This window comes from Pseudomonas sp. WT-JTC, from assembly GCF_056711565.1.
The window spans coordinates 6307594-6324005 of sequence record NZ_CM160042.1 but is presented as its reverse complement, the minus strand read 5'-3'; the positions used below and the strand labels follow the sequence as shown (position 1 = coordinate 6324005).

13 protein-coding genes are annotated in these 16412 nt (G+C 62.0%); 10 read left to right on the top strand and 3 right to left on the bottom strand.

All coding sequences use genetic code 11. The features are described 5' to 3' along the window. The first annotated feature begins 27 nt into the window (after positions 1–27). The 7 genes from AC06G5_RS28780 (at position 28) to AC06G5_RS28750 (ending at position 9082) form a co-directional block, all read left to right on the top strand. Complete coding sequence (locus AC06G5_RS28780) at positions 28–2289, top strand: heavy metal translocating P-type ATPase (RefSeq protein WP_413421857.1); 2262 nt, start codon at positions 28–30, stop codon at positions 2287–2289. 16 nt (positions 2290–2305) lie between these two features. Further along, positions 2306–3169, top strand: a complete 864-nt coding sequence (locus AC06G5_RS28775; protein ID WP_413421855.1) for a LysR family transcriptional regulator — start codon at positions 2306–2308, stop codon at positions 3167–3169. Positions 3170–3398: 229 nt separating this feature from the next. After that, a complete protein-coding gene (locus AC06G5_RS28770; RefSeq protein WP_480458648.1) occupies positions 3399–4475 on the top strand; it encodes a putative 2-aminoethylphosphonate ABC transporter ATP-binding protein in 1077 nt (358 codons plus the stop codon). After that, positions 4475–6199, top strand: coding sequence for a putative 2-aminoethylphosphonate ABC transporter permease subunit (locus AC06G5_RS28765; protein ID WP_413421851.1), 1725 nt, complete (start codon positions 4475–4477; stop codon positions 6197–6199). The genes AC06G5_RS28770 and AC06G5_RS28765 overlap by 1 nt, the downstream gene beginning before the upstream one ends. A 49-nt stretch (positions 6200–6248) precedes the next feature. Next, the gene (locus AC06G5_RS28760; protein WP_008020008.1) at positions 6249–7274 is read left to right on the top strand and encodes a putative 2-aminoethylphosphonate ABC transporter substrate-binding protein; all 1026 of its coding nucleotides are present in this window, start codon (positions 6249–6251) and stop codon (positions 7272–7274) included. A 117-nt stretch (positions 7275–7391) separates the two neighbouring features. After that, positions 7392–8525, top strand: a complete 1134-nt coding sequence (locus AC06G5_RS28755) for a TIGR03364 family FAD-dependent oxidoreductase (RefSeq protein WP_413421847.1) — start codon at positions 7392–7394, stop codon at positions 8523–8525. Beyond that, positions 8525–9082, top strand: coding sequence for a phosphonate degradation HD-domain oxygenase (locus tag AC06G5_RS28750; protein ID WP_480458647.1), 558 nt, complete (start codon positions 8525–8527; stop codon positions 9080–9082). Before AC06G5_RS28755 ends, AC06G5_RS28750 begins: the two co-directional genes overlap by 1 nt. Positions 9083–9217: 135 nt before the next feature. Here AC06G5_RS28750 and AC06G5_RS28745 read toward each other — a convergent pair whose 3' ends face one another. Both AC06G5_RS28745 and AC06G5_RS28740 read right to left on the bottom strand, forming a co-directional pair. Next, positions 9218–10594, bottom strand: coding sequence for a GTPase/DUF3482 domain-containing protein (locus AC06G5_RS28745; protein ID WP_480458646.1), 1377 nt, complete (start codon positions 10592–10594; stop codon positions 9218–9220). Further along, on the bottom strand, positions 10587–11957 hold the full coding sequence (locus AC06G5_RS28740) for a DUF2868 domain-containing protein (protein WP_480458645.1): 1371 nt from the start codon (positions 11955–11957) through the stop codon (positions 10587–10589). Before AC06G5_RS28740 ends, AC06G5_RS28745 begins: the two co-directional genes overlap by 8 nt. A gap of 85 nt (positions 11958–12042) precedes the next feature. On the opposite strand from AC06G5_RS28740, the gene AC06G5_RS28735 reads away from it, so the two are divergent. Further along, complete coding sequence (locus AC06G5_RS28735) at positions 12043–12555, top strand: dihydrofolate reductase (protein ID WP_413421839.1); 513 nt, start codon at positions 12043–12045, stop codon at positions 12553–12555. Between the two features lie 104 nt (positions 12556–12659). On the opposite strand, the gene AC06G5_RS28730 is transcribed toward AC06G5_RS28735, so the two are convergent. Then, positions 12660–14051, bottom strand: a complete 1392-nt coding sequence (locus AC06G5_RS28730; RefSeq protein ID WP_480458644.1) for an L-cystine transporter — start codon at positions 14049–14051, stop codon at positions 12660–12662. Between the two features lie 242 nt (positions 14052–14293). Between AC06G5_RS28730 and AC06G5_RS28725 the strand changes: the two genes are divergently transcribed. Both AC06G5_RS28725 and AC06G5_RS28720 read left to right on the top strand, forming a co-directional pair. Continuing rightward, positions 14294–15349, top strand: coding sequence for an HAD family hydrolase (locus tag AC06G5_RS28725; protein WP_413421835.1), 1056 nt, complete (start codon positions 14294–14296; stop codon positions 15347–15349). A 553-nt stretch (positions 15350–15902) separates the two neighbouring features. After that, positions 15903–16151 carry a DUF6124 family protein gene (locus tag AC06G5_RS28720; RefSeq protein WP_102670603.1) on the top strand — a complete coding sequence of 83 codons (249 nt, stop codon included), beginning with the start codon at positions 15903–15905 and terminating at the stop codon, positions 16149–16151. Positions 16152–16412 lie beyond the last annotated feature (261 nt).

Sequence of the window (16412 nt, the reverse complement as noted above, 5' to 3'; positions counted from 1 at the left end):
CAACAGGCACTCTTATGGACGCAACCAATGAGCGATTCCCTGCATTCCCACAAACCCGGGGCTGAACACGAGCACAGCCACAAGCTCAAACCCGTGCCAAAACATGGCCATGGCAGTCACGGCGACTCCTGCTGCTCATCTAAAGCGGCAGCGCCTGCGCTGGTAAAACTGAGCGAATCGCCGACGCCCGGGGCCCGACTGAGCAGTTTTCGCATCGAGGCCATGGACTGTCCAACCGAACAGACGCTGATCCAGAACAAGCTAAGCAAACTGACCGGGGTGCAGCAGCTGGAGTTCAATCTGATTAATCGGGTGCTCGGCGTGACCCACGACTTGCCCGATATCGAGCCGATCGTCGAGGCCATCAAGTCCTTGGGCATGCATGCCGAGCCGATGGATCAGGGGGCTGAAACCCCGGGGCCGGCGCCGCGGAAAAAGCCGTGGTGGCCCCTGGCGCTGTCCGGTGTTGGTGCATTGCTGGCGGAAGTTATCCACTTCACCGGTACCGCACCGAACTGGGTGGTGGCGGTTATCGCACTGGTCTCGATCCTCAGTGGTGGCCTGGGTACCTACAAAAAAGGCTGGATCGCCCTCAAGAACCGCAACCTGAACATCAACGCGCTGATGAGCATTGCCGTGACCGGCGCGGTGCTGATCGGCCAGTGGCCGGAAGCGGCCATGGTGATGTTCCTGTTCACCGTGGCCGAATTGATCGAAGCCCGATCCCTCGATCGTGCGCGCAATGCCATCGGTGGCCTGATGCAGATGACCCCGGACACGGCAACGGTATTGCAGGCTGACGGGACCTGGCTTGAGCAGGATGTCAAAACCATAGGGCTCGGCGCGCGGGTACGGGTGCGTCCCGGTGAGCGTATCGGCCTGGACGGCGAAGTGCTGTCCGGTCGCTCGACCATCGATCAGGCGCCCATCACTGGTGAAAGCCTGCCGGTGGAGAAAACCGTCGGCGACAAAGTATTCGCCGGCACCATCAATCAGGCCGGCTCCCTGGAGTACGCAGTGACCGCCGCGGCGGACAACTCGACCCTGGCCCGCATCATCCACGCCGTCGAGCAGGCTCAGGGTGCGCGGGCGCCGACCCAGCGTTTCGTCGACAGCTTCTCGAAAATCTACACCCCGGCGGTGTTCGTCCTGGCCTTGGCCGTGGCGGTGATCCCGCCAATGTTCATGGGCGCGTTGTGGTTCGACTGGATTTATCGGGCGCTGGTGCTGCTGGTGGTGGCTTGCCCGTGTGCGCTGGTGATTTCCACACCGGTGACCATCGTCAGTGGCCTCGCGGCGGCGGCGCGCAAAGGCATTCTGGTCAAGGGCGGCGTCTATCTGGAGGGCGGTTACAAGCTCGACTACCTGGCCCTGGACAAGACCGGCACCATCACCCACGGCAAACCGGTACAGACCGATTACCTGTCGCTGGACCCGACCGTCGATGAATCGGCGCCAGCCATTGCCGCCGCGCTGGCCGGGCGCTCGGACCACCCGGTTTCCCTGGCCATCGCCACAGCGGCTGTGGATAAACCAATTGCGCCGCTGATTGTGGATAACTTCGAAGCCTTGGGCGGGCGTGGCGTGCGCGGCGAGATCAACGGCCAGCTCTACCATTTGGGCAACCATCGTCTGGTCGAGGATCTGGGCCTGTGTTCGCCGGCGCTGGAAGAAAAGCTGTTTGCCCTTGAAAAGCAGGGCAAGTCGGTGGTGCTGCTGCTTGATTCGTCCGGTCCGTTGGCGTTGTTCGCCGTCGCCGATACGGTAAAGGCAAGCAGCCGCGAAGCTATCCGGCAACTGCATGACCTGGGCATCAAGACCCTGATGCTCACCGGCGATAACGTCCACACCGCGCAGGCTATCGCTGCACAAGTCGGTATCGACGAGGCCAAGGGCGACCTGTTGCCGGGCGACAAATTGCAGGCCATCGAGGCCCTTTATGCCCAAGGGCATCGGGTCGGCATGGTCGGCGACGGCATCAACGACGCCCCGGCACTGGCGCGTTCGGAGATCGGTTTCGCCATGGCCGCCGCCGGCACCGATACCGCGATTGAAACCGCCGATGTCGCCCTGATGGACGACGATCTGCGCAAGATCCCGGCATTCATCCGCCTGTCACGCCAGACATCGAGCATTCTCAAGCAGAACATCGCCCTGGCTTTGGTCATCAAGGCGATCTTTCTTGGGGTAACCTTCGCCGGGGTCGCTACCATGTGGATGGCGGTGTTCGCCGACATGGGCGTGAGTTTGCTGGTGGTGTTCAACGGATTGCGCCTGCTGCGCAAGTGAAGGATGAGGGACGGTTGTGCTGAGTGCCGAGCTGAAGGCGTTTTACATGGTGGCCCGCCTGGGCAGCATTACCCAGGCTGCAAAAAAGCTTGGCCTGAGCCAGCCGACGGTGACGACGCAGATCCGCAACCTCGAAAGTCAGTACTCGGTCGAGTTGTTCTATCGTGGCGGCCGGCGTCTGAGCGTCAGCGAGGAGGGCGCGCGGCTGCTGCCGATGGTCAAGGTGCTGATGCAACAGGAAGCCGACATCGAGTTTTTCCTGCGTAACTGCGGCCAGGTCCAGGGCACATTGCGTATTGCCGCCACGGCGCCGTATTACATTCTCGACCTGGTGAAAACCTTCCGCGAGCGACTGCCGCAGGTTGAGGTTTCGGTGGAAATCGGCAACTCCCAGCAAGTACTCGAAGCGCTGGAAGAGTACCGGGTCGATGTCGCGGCATCGTCGCAGTTGCTCGATGACGCGCGGCTGATTCGCCGGGTGCTTGGCAGCGATCCGCTGGTGCTGGCGGTGCATCGCAATCATCCGCTGGCGATTCACGATCACGTACCGCTCGGCGCCTTGGCCGGGCATACCCTGCTGATGCGCGAACCGGGCTCGACCACTCGTCGCCTGACTGAAGAGCTGCTGGCCAGTGCCGGTGTGTGTTTCGGTCCGCTGCTGGAAATCGGCAGCCGCGAATCGATCCGCGAAGCGGTGCTGCGCAACATAGGCATCAGCATCATTGCCCGCCAGGAAGTCCCGCACGATCCGCAGTTGCGGGTGCTGACCATCGAAAATGCGCCGCAAATCCCGGAATACCTGTATTGCCTCAAGGAGCGTAAAAACGCGCGGCTGCCGGCGGCGTTTCTGGGGTTGGCGCAGGAAATGGCTCCGGCCTGAGATCAGTGGTGACAGTACCGGCCCCTTCGCGAGCAAGCCCGCTCCCACAGGGGACCGCACTCAACTGTGGGAGCGGGCTTGCTCGCGAAGGCGTCGGATCGGGCAATACATCTCTTGAACTCTGAACCAAAAATCCCGAATACCACTATCGGCAGTTTTTGCCTTACTGCCACATGACGGACTCATTACAACTCTAGGATGGCCCCCATCTGCTCGATGAGGTCCGTCCATGAACAACCCGATTGCAACTGCCCTGACCAACCCCGGTGCACCGATGAAAGTGCGCGGCGTTCAGAAACGTTTTGGCGCCTTCACGGCGCTGGATAACGTTTCCCTCGACGTGGCGGCCGGTGAGCTGGTGTGTCTGCTGGGCCCGTCGGGCTGTGGCAAAACCACCTTGCTGCGCTGCATCGCCGGTCTGGAAAAGCAGGACAGTGGCGAGTTGTACCTAGGCGACCGCGATGTTTCCCGCCTGCCACCCCAGGCGCGGGACTACGGCATTCTGTTCCAGTCCTATGCGTTGTTCCCCAATCTGACCGTCGAAGCGAACATTGCCTACGGCCTCGCCGGCAATGGCCGCGACCAGATTCGCCAACGTGTCGGTCAGATGCTGGAACTGGTCGGCCTGGGCGGCAGCGAGAAAAAGTATCCCGGTCAATTGTCCGGCGGCCAGCAGCAGCGGGTTGCACTGGCTCGCGCTCTGGCCCCGGCGCCTTCGCTGTTGCTGCTCGACGAGCCGATGTCGGCCCTCGATGCCCGGGTACGCGAGCACCTGTGCACCGAATTGCGCCAGCTGCAACGCAACCTCGGCATCACCACGCTGATGGTTACCCACAATCAGGACGAGGCCATGCTGATGGCCGACCGCATTGCCGTGATGAACAACGGCAAGGTCGAGCAGTACGCCACGCCGCAGGAAATCTACAACCGCCCGGCCACGCCATTCGTGGCGGAGTTCGTCGGCCAGGGCAACTGGTTGCCGTTCCAGCGCAGCAGCGACAGCCACGCCCAGGTCGGCGGAATGAGCATGCGTCTGGCCGATGGCGGCGCCAGGACCGCATCGGGCCGTTTGTTCTGCCGACCGGAAGCGATCAGCATCAACCCGCTGGTGCACGAGGAAAACCTGTTCCCGGCCAAGGTTCGCGAAATCACCTTCCTCGGCAACCGCTGCCGCATGAGCTTCGAACTCGATCAATTGCCGGGCCATGCACTGTTGGCGGAACTGGCGCCGGAAGCCATGCCGCGTCTTGGCGCCCAGCAGATCATGGTCGCCTTGCCGCCGCGTAGCCTGCAGGTGTTTGCCTGATGAGCGCGAACCTCGCGCTGCCGCTGCCACAAAGGCAGGTTCGGCAGACCTCCCGCGCCGAGATCGGTGACCGCCTGTTCGTGGTCGGCGGCAAAGTCCTCCTGCTGGTGTTGCTCAGCATTGCCGTGTTGATGCCGTTGCTGGCGATCTTCTGGCGTGGTTTCAGCGCCGAAGCCGGGCAGGGCGGTGGTTGGCTCGCAGCGAAAGAACTGGTGACCAGCGAGAACTTCCACTGGTTGCTTGGTAACAGTCTGAAGGTTTCCCTCAGCGTCGCGGCCATTGTCGTACCGCTGGCCTACCTGTTTGCCTACGCCCTGCAACGCACGTTGATTCCGGCCAAAGGCATCTGGCGCGGCATCTCGCTGCTGCCATTGATGGCGCCGTCGATGCTGCCCGGCATTGCGCTGGTTTACCTGTTCGGCAACCAGGGCATGTTGCGTGGTCTGCTTTCGGACAACATCTACGGCTTCTGGGGCATTGTGCTCGGTGAGGTGATCTACACCTTCCCGCACGCCTTGATGATTCTGCTGTCGGCGTTGTCCCTGGCGGATGCGCGACTGTTCGATGCCGCCTCCAGCATGGGCGCGAGTCCTGCGAAAGCTTTCCGCAGCATCACCTGGCCGGCGTCCCGCCAGGCAGTGTTCGCGGCGTTCTGCCTGGTGTTCACCCTGACCATCACCGATTTCGGTGTGCCCGTGGTGGTCGGTGGCGACTATCAGGTGCTGGCGCTGGAGGCCTACAAGGCGGTAGTGGGTCAGCAGCAGTTCGGCCGCGGTGCCTTGATCGGCATGGTGCTGCTGCTGCCGGCGCTGTTCAGCTTCGGGGTCGACGCCTGGTTGCGTCGGCGGCACGGCGACTCCATGAGCGGTCGTGCCCAGGTGTTCAAGCCAGTGCCGTCGAAGTTGCGTGACGGATGCTACCTGGCCATCGTGTTGCTGATCAGCGCCGCATTGCTGCTGGTGTTCGGCATGGCGGTGTTCTCGTCGCTGGTGAAGTTCTGGCCGTACAACCTGTCGCTGTCGCTCAACCACTACCAGTTCAACGAAACCGCCGGCGGTGGCTGGCTGGCCTACGGCAACAGCCTGAAGATGGCTTTGGGCACCGCGTTGATCGGCTCCATGCTGATCTTTACCGGCGCCTACCTGATGGAAAAAACCAGGGGGCAGCGCGGCCTGAACCTGACCTTGCGCATGCTCAGCTTCGTACCGATGGCGGTGCCAGGCCTGGTGCTGGGGTTGGGTTACGTCTTCTTCTTCAACCTCACCGGCAACCCGCTGCACGTCCTCTACGGCAGCATGGCGCTGCTGATCGTCTGCACCATTGCGCACTATTTGACCACCGCGCAAATGACCGCCACCACCGCGCTGCGTCAACTCGATGCCGAGTTCGAAGCCGCCGCGCTGTCGCTCAAGGCGCCGCTGTACCGCCATTACCTGCGCGTCACCGTGCCGATTTGCCTGCCGGCGTTGCTGGACATCGTGCGCTACCTGTTCGTCTCGGCCATGACCACCGTCTCGGCGGCGATCTTCCTCTACAGCCCCGACACCATCCTCGCGGCGGTGGCGGTGCTGAACATGGACGACGCCGGCAACGTCGGCGGCGCGGCAGCGATGTCGACCCTGATTCTGTTCACCTCGGCGGGCGTGTCCCTGCTGCTGGCCTGGGCTTCGCGCGGCTTGCTGCGCCGCTCCCAGGCCTGGCGGCAGACCGCGCCCGGTCATTGATTTGCTTCTCCTCAAACCGAAAGCCCTCAACTCAAAACAGGAAAAGATCATGTTCAAGCCCCTGGCCCTGGCCGCTGCTGTTCTCACCGCTTTCAGCCTGAACGCCTTCGCGGCGAAAACCGAGTTGACGGTGTACACCGCCCTCGAAGCCGAACAACTGAAGACCTACAAGGAAGCCTTCGAAAAGGCCAACCCGGACGTCGAGATCAAGTGGGTGCGTGATTCCACCGGGATCATCACTGCCAAACTGCTGGCCGAAAAAGCTCGTCCGCAGGCTGACGCCGTGTGGGGCCTGGCGGCTTCCAGCCTGGCGATCCTCGACCAGCAGGGCATGCTGCAAAGCTACGCACCCAAGGATCTTGGCAAGATCGGCGCCAACTACCGCGACGCCGCCAACCCGCCAGCCTGGGTCGGCATGGACGTCTGGGCCGCGACCATTTGCTTCAACACCGTCGAAGCCGAGAAGCAGGGCCTGACCAAGCCAGTGAGCTGGCAAGACCTGACCAAGCCTGAGTACAAAGGCAAGATCGTCATGCCGAACCCTGCATCGTCCGGCACCGGCTTCCTCGACGTCAGCGCCTGGCTGCAAACCTTCGGCGAGAAGCAGGGCTGGGCGTACATGGACGGCCTGCACCAGAACATCGGCCAGTACGTTCACTCCGGTTCCAAGCCTTGCAAACTGGCCGCCGCCGGTGAGTTCCCGATCGGTATTTCCTTCGAATACCCGGCCGTCCAACTGAAACGCCAGGGCGCACCGCTGGACATCATCCTGCCGAAGGAAGGCCTAGGCTGGGAAATCGAAGCGACTGCCGTGATCAAGGGCACCGCCCACGAGGAAGCCGCGAAAAAACTGGCTGACTTCTCCGCCAGCCCTGAGGCGATGGAACTCTACAAAGAAAACTTCGCCGTGCTCGCCCAGCCTGGCATCGCCAAGCCGCAAACCGAACTGCCAGCCGACTACGAACAGCGCCTGATCAAGAACGACTTCGCCTGGGCTTCGAAGAACCGCGACGAGATCCTCACCGAATGGCGCAAGCGCTATGACGGCAAGTCCGAGAAAGTGGCGGCCAAGTAAGATCTTTATCGGCTGAAAGGGCCTCTTCGCGAGCAAGCCCGCTCCCACAGGATTACGCATTCCAATGTGGGAGCGGGCTTGCTCGCGAAAGCGGTTTCAAATTCAGGACAAGACTCCATGACACAACACAACGACATGCTGATCGTCGGCGCCGGCATCCTGGGTTTGTCCCACGCATATGCCGCCGCCAAACGCGGTCTCAAGGTCACGGTTTTCGAGCGTAGCGAAACGCCGGTCGGCGCTTCGGTGCGCAACTTCGGCCAGGCACTGGTCACCGGCCAACCGCCGGGCCCGATGCTGGAGCTGGCCCGCGCCAGTCGCGGGATCTGGGGCGATTGGGCACAGCTCGCCGGCCTGCAACTCAAGCGCAATGGCTCGTACCTGTTCGCCCGCACCGAAGCGGAAGAGCAACTGCTGGAAGCCTTCTGCGAGGGCCGCGCCGTCGAACACGGCTACCGCGTCGACCTGCTGCGCGGTGCCGCATTGCGCGATTTGTATGGCGGCCAGTTCCGCCATCATCGCGCGGCGTTGCACGGTGTGGACGACCAGCAACTGTATTCACGCGAAGCGATTCCGGCGCTGATCGACTTCCTGCGCCGCGACCTGGGTGTCGAATTTCACTTCTCCACCCTGGTTCGCGATATCGAACCGGGCCGCTTGTACAGCACCGCCGGCAGCTTCAGTGCCGAGCAGATCATCGTCTGCTCCGGTCATGACTATCAGACCTTGCTGGCCGAGCACATCGCCGAGCTCGACCCGCAAATCTGCCGCCTGCAAATGCTCCGCGCCCGACCGCAGATCAACCTCAACCTGCAACACGCGTTGCTCACCGGTTTGAGTTGCGTGCACTACGGCGCCTTCGCCGACTTGCCGGAGGCTGCAGCGGTGCAGGCGGAAATCCTGCGGCACGCGCCGCACCTGCACGAAAATGGCATCCACCTGCTGATCAGCCCGACACCCTATGGCGAGTTGATCATTGGCGATTCGCACCATTACGGCCGCGATCCGTCGCCCTTCAATGCCGAGCAGGTCGATGACTGGATGATCGAGCTGGCCGAGCAAACCCTGGGCTGCAAGGTGCAGGTGGTCGAACGCTGGCAGGGCGTCTATGGTTCACGGGGGCCAGGACCGTTCTCGTTCCTGCGCCCGGAAAAAGGCCTGGGCGTGGCGTTGATGCACACCGGTGTCGGCATGAGCGTCGGGCCGGCAATGGCTGAGCGCAACGTGGCCACCGTATTGGAGGAAATCTGATGGAGCGCAATCAACAAGTGATTGCCGAGGTGTTCGGGTTGTACGAGCGCTTTGGCGACAGCGACTACATCGGCGAGCCGGTGTCACAGATCGAGCACATGTCCCAGGCGGCAGAGCTGGCAATGGCCGAAGGCTTCGACGATGAGGTGGTGCTGGCGGCGTTCTTCCACTACATTGGGCATATCTGCGCTGAAAGCGCGGAGAACATGGGCGGCTTCGGGGTGGTCAGCCATGAACGTCTCGGCGCCGACTACCTGCGTCGCGCAGGCTTCAGCGAACGCATGGCGCGGTTGGTCGAATACCACGTGCAGGCCAAGCGTTACCTGACGCTCAAAGAACCCGGGTACTTCGAGCGCTTGAGCGTAGCCAGTCGCCGGACCCTGGAGTATCAGGGCGGGGTGATGACGGCTGAAGAGGCTGAATCGTTCGAGCAGGACCCGCTGTGTGCCGTGAGTTTGCGCATGCGCCAGTGGGATGAGCTGGCGAAAGAGATGCATGTGCCGGTGATTGATCTGGCGGTGTTGAAGGACAAGGCGGTGCGGTTGTTGGCTGCGTAAGTCTCGGCACCGAGTGGCTGCCTTCGCGAGCAAGCCCGCTCCCACATTGGATTTGTGACCGACGCACATCCCCTGTGGGAGCGGGCTTGCTCGCGAAGAGGCCCGCGCTGACACCATGCATCATCAGTCAAGCCACTAAAGCTGCTGCGCCAACACCTCAACCTGTTCCTGCCGCTCCGCCTGATTCAGTTTGGGATGAGGATTGAGCGACGACCACTGCGGATGTGCCCGTGCCTTGTTCAGGGCCTCGGGCAGTTTGCCTTCGCGCCAGCTCTTGTCCTGAGGCGTGGCCACCTGAATGCTGTCCATCGCCGCATGTCCGCGGGCGTTCAGCGCTTGCAGCAATTGCCGCTGGCGTAGCGCCAACAGGCGCAGCACGTTGTCATCCACCGTCAGTTCGCGCTGGCCCTTGATCTTGCCGAGCAAGCGGCTGCCATAACTGCGTGCGGTTTGCAGCGCGCCGCCGGCGATGGCCCCCGCCAGAGCCGCCGCGCCCAGGGTAATCCCGCCCACCAGCAGGTCGACCCCAGCCCCCGCAGCAGCCCCCGCGGCGATACCGCCACCCACGCGCACACCCAGTTGCTTGAGGGTTTCCGGGTTGAACAAATCGTCGCCCCAACGGCCGTCGAGCAGCGGCAAATCGCCGGCCGCGGCATCCTGTGGGCGGAAGGCGTAGAGCTTGAGCAGGGCCTCGACGCAACGCTGCTCACGCTGGCGTACGGCTTTGCGCAGTTCGCTGATCGCCTGCTGTTCCTGCTCGGCCTCACTGACCACGCTGCGCCGGCAAGCCGCGCAATCGATCAGCAATTCGGCAATCAATCGCTCGGCGCTTTGTTGGCGAGCCAGACGCTGGGCTTGCTGATCGGCGATCAGGCGTTCGAGTTGCGGCCGGGCAGTTTCCAGCAGCAGGGCGAGACTTTCATAGAGTCGACGCTCGCCATCCTCCGGCGGCGCGACACTGTCGAAGCGCACCAGGGCATGCAAGCCCAGCCGCGCCAGCGCTTCACGCCAGGCCGGTTCGCGGTGGTTGGCGCTGCTGACGAAATTCAGCACCGGCAGCAAGGGCTTGCCGCAACCGGCCAGCACTTCCAGTTCGTCGCGATACTTGGCCAGCACCGGTTCCCGGGCGTCGATCACGTAGAGCCCGGCGTCCGACGCCAGCAACTGGCGCAGCACCTTGGCTTCCTGTTCGAAGCGTTGCCGGGCTTCGCTGCCCTCAAGGAAGCGCGCCAGGCGAGCCGGGCCATCGAGGCGTTCGCCGGGGCGCTCCAGGCGTTCGAGGTAATCGAGCAGGGCGATGGCGTCTTCCAGACCCGGGGTGTCGTAGAGATCGAGCAGTGGCTCGCCGTCCACCGAAAGACGGGCACCTTCGACGTGCCGTGTAGTGCTGGGGCGATGGGACACCTCACCGAAGCCGACGTCGCGGGTCAGGGTTCGCAGTAGCGAGGTCTTGCCGACATTGGTGTGGCCGACGACGGCGAGTTTCAGAGGCTGCTTGCGGGTGTCAGTCATGGCCCGTCTCCAGCCAGTTCATCGGCGCACAATCGGCGAAAGGCAGCTCAAGTTGTTGCAGCGCCACGTGCCAGTCGCCGAGGCGTTCGGCGTCCAGCGCTTCACCGGGCGGTGCCTGCAACAACCACACGCGGGTGGCGCTGGCGCTGCGGGCCAGTTCGGCGATCAGCGCCAGGCTGCCGCGATCCGGTGAGCGTTGTGGATCGCAGGCGATGGCCAGGCGTGCCGGAGGAAAGCGGCTCAGTTGTTCGAGGAGCTTGTGCCGCGATTCGCGACTGTCGAGGATGCCGGCGTTGCTCACGTTTTTCGGCATTTGCGGTGGCCACGGGCGTTGGTCGTCCAGTTCGATGGCGACCAACAGCGCGCCGTCGCTTTGCTGCTCGGTGACACCGTTTTCCACACGATGCAGTTGGGCTGGTGCCGCATCGCTGACGCCGAGGCGTTCGCTGGTGGGCATCAGGCGTTCGCGCAGTTGCGCGTATCCGGGCAGGTTCAAATCCAGACGCAGCGCCGTTTGCCCGGTCTTCCAGCGCCACAGGCAAAACAGTGCGAGCAGCAGGCGCGGCAAAACGCCGTAGACCAGCAGTACCCCCACCAGCCAGGCGGCCCAGGCCTGACGGGCACTTTCGATGTTCAGTGCGGCATCGCCGCTGGCACGGATCATCTCCTCGGTCGGCACGCTGAAGCCGAGCAGGGTCGGCAGCGCGCCAAGCGCCTGAGTGACGGCGATAAAGGTGTCGGCACTGAGGATCGTGGTTTCCCAGACGAAGCCGTAGCGCCGGGTCGCCATCAGCGTCAGCAGAATGACCAGGGCGCTGAGCATCGCCAGCAACCACAGGCTGTTGACCAGCACGCCGATGGCCCAGCGATTGAGCTTCTGGCGTTGCAGCAACAGGAGCAGGGCCGGTGCCAGTTGTGCGGCTTTGGCGTCTCGAGCGAGTTTTTCACTTAGCCATAGCCACAGTCGCCCGAGACTGGCGCCGTGTTCGCCGGCAAACACCAGCCCCAGGGCCCAGCTCAGCAGCAGGATCAGATTCAGCCCGAGCAGGCTGCCCAGGGCCCAGAACACATTCACCGGGTGCAGGCCGTCGCCCATTGCCGCAAAGGCCAGGCCGGCGCCGCTGATCACGGCCAGCGCCGCCATTACGATCAGCGCCAGTCGTGCGCCTTGCAGCCAGTGTTGGAGGGCTGCGGCCAGGCCGTCGCGTTCAGCCAGCCACAGGGCCCGGCGTTGAATGCGCGACGGCAAATCGCCGCCGGCACTGCGGGCCATCCGGTTGGCTTCTAGGTCTTCCAGGGGACCTGCGTGTTCTTCGCGCAGGCGAATGGTTTCTGTCAGCCAGAGGGTATTGAGTTCAGTCACGCGGCATCCCGTCGCTTCATTGAGCTGAGAGCATAACCGCTGTGGCGCTTATCGGCGAAAGCGAGGCTCTGGTATCCTCGCCGGCATGACTAAATCACTCCCCCTCAGCCTGATCGCAGCCCTCGGTGAAAACCGTGTGATCGGCGTCGACAACAGCATGCCCTGGCACCTGCCGGGGGACTTCAAATATTTCAAGGCCACCACCCTCGGCAAGCCGATCATCATGGGTCGCAAGACCTGGGATTCCCTCGGTCGCCCGTTGCCGGGCCGCTTGAACATCGTGGTCAGCCGTCAGGCGGACCTGCTGCTGGAGGGCGCGGAGGTTTATCCATCGCTGGAAGCCGCCGTCGTTCGCGCTGAAGCATGGGCGAAGGAGCAGGGCGTCGATGAGCTGATGCTGATTGGCGGTGCGCAGTTGTATGCGCAAGGCTTGGCGCAGGCCGATCGGTTGTACCTGACCCGTGTGGAGCTGAGCCCGGAAGGGGATGCGTGGTTTCCGGAGTTTGATTTGAGCCAGTGGAAACTGGTGTCGAATGTGCCGAATCCGGCCGAGGGCGACAAACCGGCGTACAGCTTCGAGGTCTGGGAAAAAGCCTGAAAGCTTCGCGAGCAAGCCCGCTTCCACAGGGGATTTGTGTGGCTCACAGATCCAATGTGGGAGCGGGCTTGCTCGCGAAGAGGCCCGCTCAGTCGCTAAAGTACTTAAGCCTGCGCCAACGCCGAATGCTCATCCGCATCCAGCAGCGCCTTATCGGTCTGCTGCATCACCTGGCTGGTAATCGCACCGGCTGTCATCGACCCACTGACGTTCAACGCCGTACGCCCCATATCAATCAACGGCTCGACCGAAATCAGCAACGCCACCAGTGACACCGGCAAGCCCATCGCCGGCAGCACGATCAATGCGGCAAAGGTCGCGCCGCCACCCACTCCGGCCACACCGGCCGAGCTCAGCGTGACAATCGCCACCAGCGTCGCGATCCACAATGGGTCCAGTGGGTTGATGCCCACGGTTGGCGCTACCATCACCACCAACATCGCCGGGTACAGACCGGCACAGCCGTTCTGGCCGATGGTCGCGCCGAACGAAGCGGCGAAACTGGCGATGGACTGCGGGATGCCCAGGCGACTGGTTTGCGCTTCGATGCTCAATGGAATCGTTGCTGCACTGGAGCGGCTGGTGAACGCGAACGTCAGCACCGGCCAGATCTTGCGGAAGAAGCGCAGCGGATTGATCCCGGCCACCGACACCAACACGCCATGCACCACGAACATCAGGCCCAGGCCGATATAGGACACCACCACGAAACTGCCGAGCTTGATGATGTCTTGCAGGTTGGAACCGGCGACCACCTTGGTCATCAGCGCCAGTACGCCGTACGGGGTCAGCTTCATCACCAGGCGCACCAGGCGCATCACCCAGGCTTGCAGGGTGTCGATGGCGTTGATCACTTTCTGACCTTTCTCGGCATCATCCTTGAGCAGTTGCAGCGCGGCGACACCCAGGAATGCAGCAAAAATCACCACGCTAATGATCGACGTCGGCTTGGCCCGCGCCAGATCGGCGAACGGGTTTTGCGGAATGAACGACAGCAACAGTTGCGGCACATTCAGGTCGGCGACCTTGCCGGCGTAGTCGGTCTGGATGGTTTGCAGGCGCGCCATTTCCTGGGTGCCGGCCACCAGGCCTTCGGCGGTCAGGCCGAACAGGTTGGTCAGGCCGATGCCGATCAGCGCCGCTATGGCCGTGGTGAACAGCAGCGTGCCGATGGTCAGGAAGCTGATCTTGCCCAGCGACGAAGCGTTGTGCAGACGGGCCACGGCGCTGAGGATCGAGGCGAACACCAGCGGGATCACGATCATTTGCAGCAATTGCACATAACCGTTGCCCACCAGATCGAACCAGCCGATCGAGGCTTTCAGTACCGGGTTGCCGGCACCGTAGACCGTGTGCAACGCCACACCGAACGCCACGCCCAGCACCAGCGCGAGCAGGACTTTTTTCGCCAGGCTCCAGGTGGTGTGGCGGGTTTGCGCCAGGCCGAAGAGCAAAGCGAGGAACACCAGCAGATTGAGAATCAGCGGCAGATTCATTGGGACTCCCATGAGACTTGTGCCAGCTACCATCCGGGGCAGCTGCGAACCGGCAAGCCTAACAGCTTGAAAACTAATGAATTAATATCAAAAACGTATGGTATCCGTCGTTTTTGGAATAAGCGGATGTCGCTGTCAGAAATGCAACTGACGCGAAAGGGACGCGGACGGTCGCTGACAGACGAGGACTGTCACACTTATTTGTTAGCGTCGATGTCTTTCACATTCAGGGAGAAACGCCGATGAAGTTCGCACCGAAATTACTGGCTGCAGCACTTTGCCTGGGCCTTGCCGGCCAGGTTTTCGCAACGGATCTGAAACACTGGCCAGCCGATCAGGCCAAGGCACTGGACGCGATGATCGCGGCCAACGCCAACAAGGGTAACTACGCGGTGTTCGACATGGACAACACCAGTTACCGCTATGACCTGGAAGAGTCGTTGCTGCCGTTCATGGAGAACAAAGGCCTGATCACCCGTGACAAGCTCGACCCCTCCCTGAAACTGATGCCGTTCAAGGACACCGCCGACCACAAGGAAAGCCTGTTCAGCTACTACTACCGCCTCTGTGAAGTCGACGACATGGTTTGCTATCCATGGGTCGCCCAGGTGTTCTCCGGCTTTACGCTCAAGGAACTCAAGGGCTACGTCGACGAGATGATGGCGTCCGGCAAACCGGTGCCGGCCACTTATTACGAAGGCGATGTGGTCAAGAAGCTCGACGTCAACCCGCCGAAAATCTTCACCGGCCAGCAAGAGCTGTACAACAAACTGATGGAGAACGGCATCGAGGTCTACGTGATGACCGCCGCCTCCGAAGAGCTGGTGCGCATGGTCGCGGCCGATCCGAAGTATGGCTACAACGTAAAGCCGCAGAACGTGATCGGCGTGTCGTTGCTGCTCAAGGACCCGAAGACGGGTGAACTGACCACCGCGCGCAAGCAGATCACCGCCGGCAAATATGACGAGAAGGCCAACCTTGGCCTTGAAGTGACCCCGTACCTGTGGACCCCGGCGACCTGGATGGCCGGCAAGCACGCGGCAATCCTGACCTACATCGACGAGTGGAAAAAACCGGTGCTGGTCGGCGGCGACACCCCGAGCAGCGACGGTTACATGCTGTTCCACAGTGTTGACGTGGCCAAGGGCGGCATCCACCTGTGGGTCAATCGCAAAGACAAATACATGACCCAGATCCAAGGCATGATGGCCAAGCACGCTGCGGCCCAGGCCAAGGAAGGCTTGACGGTGACTGCCGACAAGAACTGGGTGGTCGTCAAGCCTGAAGAAATCCAGTAAGGATTTTGATCCACTGTAGGAGCGAGCCTGCTCGCGATGGTCGTTAACGATGACGCGTACTGTCTGATTTGACGCGGCGTCCTTGCGACCATCGCGAGCAAGCTCGCTTCTACAGTTTGATTGTTGTTGTTCACACATCCAGTGTTCACATCAAACACCCTGTGGGAGCGGGCTTGCTCGCGAAGAGGCCAGCCAGTGCAATGAAAGCCTCTGTTTGATCGACATCCTCTGACAGTCGCAACCTACGCATTCTTGCGTAAGGGACTACGACTACGCCAGAATCCGCCGGCTTGTGCGCCTTACTCCCGGACTCTACCGTCTCCCTGTCACTGAACATCAGTGATCGGGTTTGGTAGCCCGGCTGTGTAGGGTGCAAAGCATCATGATTTGCAGACGTTCTTGCGTCTCTGCTTTTTATGGTGGTCATGCACAGGGCGCTTTCGGGCGCGCCGGTTTCCTTACACCCCGGTCTACCAACCTGCGCATGGCCGCCACCCTTCGTTTGGTAGCGAGGGTGATGGCTCCTTGTCTTATGGTGTAAGGAGTTTTATCTATGCTCAAAATTACCCCCGATCCTCCGCGCAAACCCAGCCGAACATTCCTGATCGCGCCCGGCCTCGACACCGAAACCCTGTTGGCCCACGCCTGCGAATCCCTCGCCTCGGCCAATGTCATGGCCAGCGATTTCGCCGGCCTGCTGGAAGGCTCCCAACGCAGCACGATGCTGGGGATTGCGCAGGTCATCATGTTGGGCGAGCTGGCGGTGAACCAGGCTCTCGATAATCTCGATCCACAGGAATAGTTCTGCCCTTGTAGGAGCGAGTCTGCTCGCGATGGTCGTCAACGATAACGCTGGAAGCCTGACACCCAGCGGCGTTCTCCAGTCCATCGCGAGCAGGCTCGCTCCTACAGGTGAAAGGTGACCGGCAGAAACAAAAATGCCCCGCACTTGGCGGGGCATTTTTATGTTCGACGGTTAACGCGAGCACTCCGACGTCTATATCCAGTCTCATTTCAGAATTGACCTACATCAATCAAAGAAGCGTCTGATTTTTCCACCACT

What these genes read in the sequence shown, in the direction of transcription:
- AC06G5_RS28780 (WP_413421857.1), top strand. Translation starts at nt 28, where the DNA reads ATGAGCGATTCCCTGCATTCCCACAAACCCGGGGCTGAACACGAGCAC.
- AC06G5_RS28770 (WP_480458648.1), top strand. Translation starts at nt 3,399, where the DNA reads ATGAACAACCCGATTGCAACTGCCCTGACCAACCCCGGTGCACCGATG.
- AC06G5_RS28765 (WP_413421851.1), top strand. Translation starts at nt 4,475, where the DNA reads ATGAGCGCGAACCTCGCGCTGCCGCTGCCACAAAGGCAGGTTCGGCAG.
- AC06G5_RS28760 (WP_008020008.1), top strand. Translation starts at nt 6,249, where the DNA reads ATGTTCAAGCCCCTGGCCCTGGCCGCTGCTGTTCTCACCGCTTTCAGC.
- AC06G5_RS28755 (WP_413421847.1), top strand. Translation starts at nt 7,392, where the DNA reads ATGACACAACACAACGACATGCTGATCGTCGGCGCCGGCATCCTGGGT.
- AC06G5_RS28750 (WP_480458647.1), top strand. Translation starts at nt 8,525, where the DNA reads ATGGAGCGCAATCAACAAGTGATTGCCGAGGTGTTCGGGTTGTACGAG.
- AC06G5_RS28745 (WP_480458646.1), bottom strand. Translation starts at nt 10,594, where the DNA reads ATGACTGACACCCGCAAGCAGCCTCTGAAACTCGCCGTCGTCGGCCAC.
- AC06G5_RS28735 (WP_413421839.1), top strand. Translation starts at nt 12,043, where the DNA reads ATGACTAAATCACTCCCCCTCAGCCTGATCGCAGCCCTCGGTGAAAAC.
- AC06G5_RS28730 (WP_480458644.1), bottom strand. Translation starts at nt 14,051, where the DNA reads ATGAATCTGCCGCTGATTCTCAATCTGCTGGTGTTCCTCGCTTTGCTC.
- AC06G5_RS28725 (WP_413421835.1), top strand. Translation starts at nt 14,294, where the DNA reads ATGAAGTTCGCACCGAAATTACTGGCTGCAGCACTTTGCCTGGGCCTT.
- AC06G5_RS28720 (WP_102670603.1), top strand. Translation starts at nt 15,903, where the DNA reads ATGCTCAAAATTACCCCCGATCCTCCGCGCAAACCCAGCCGAACATTC.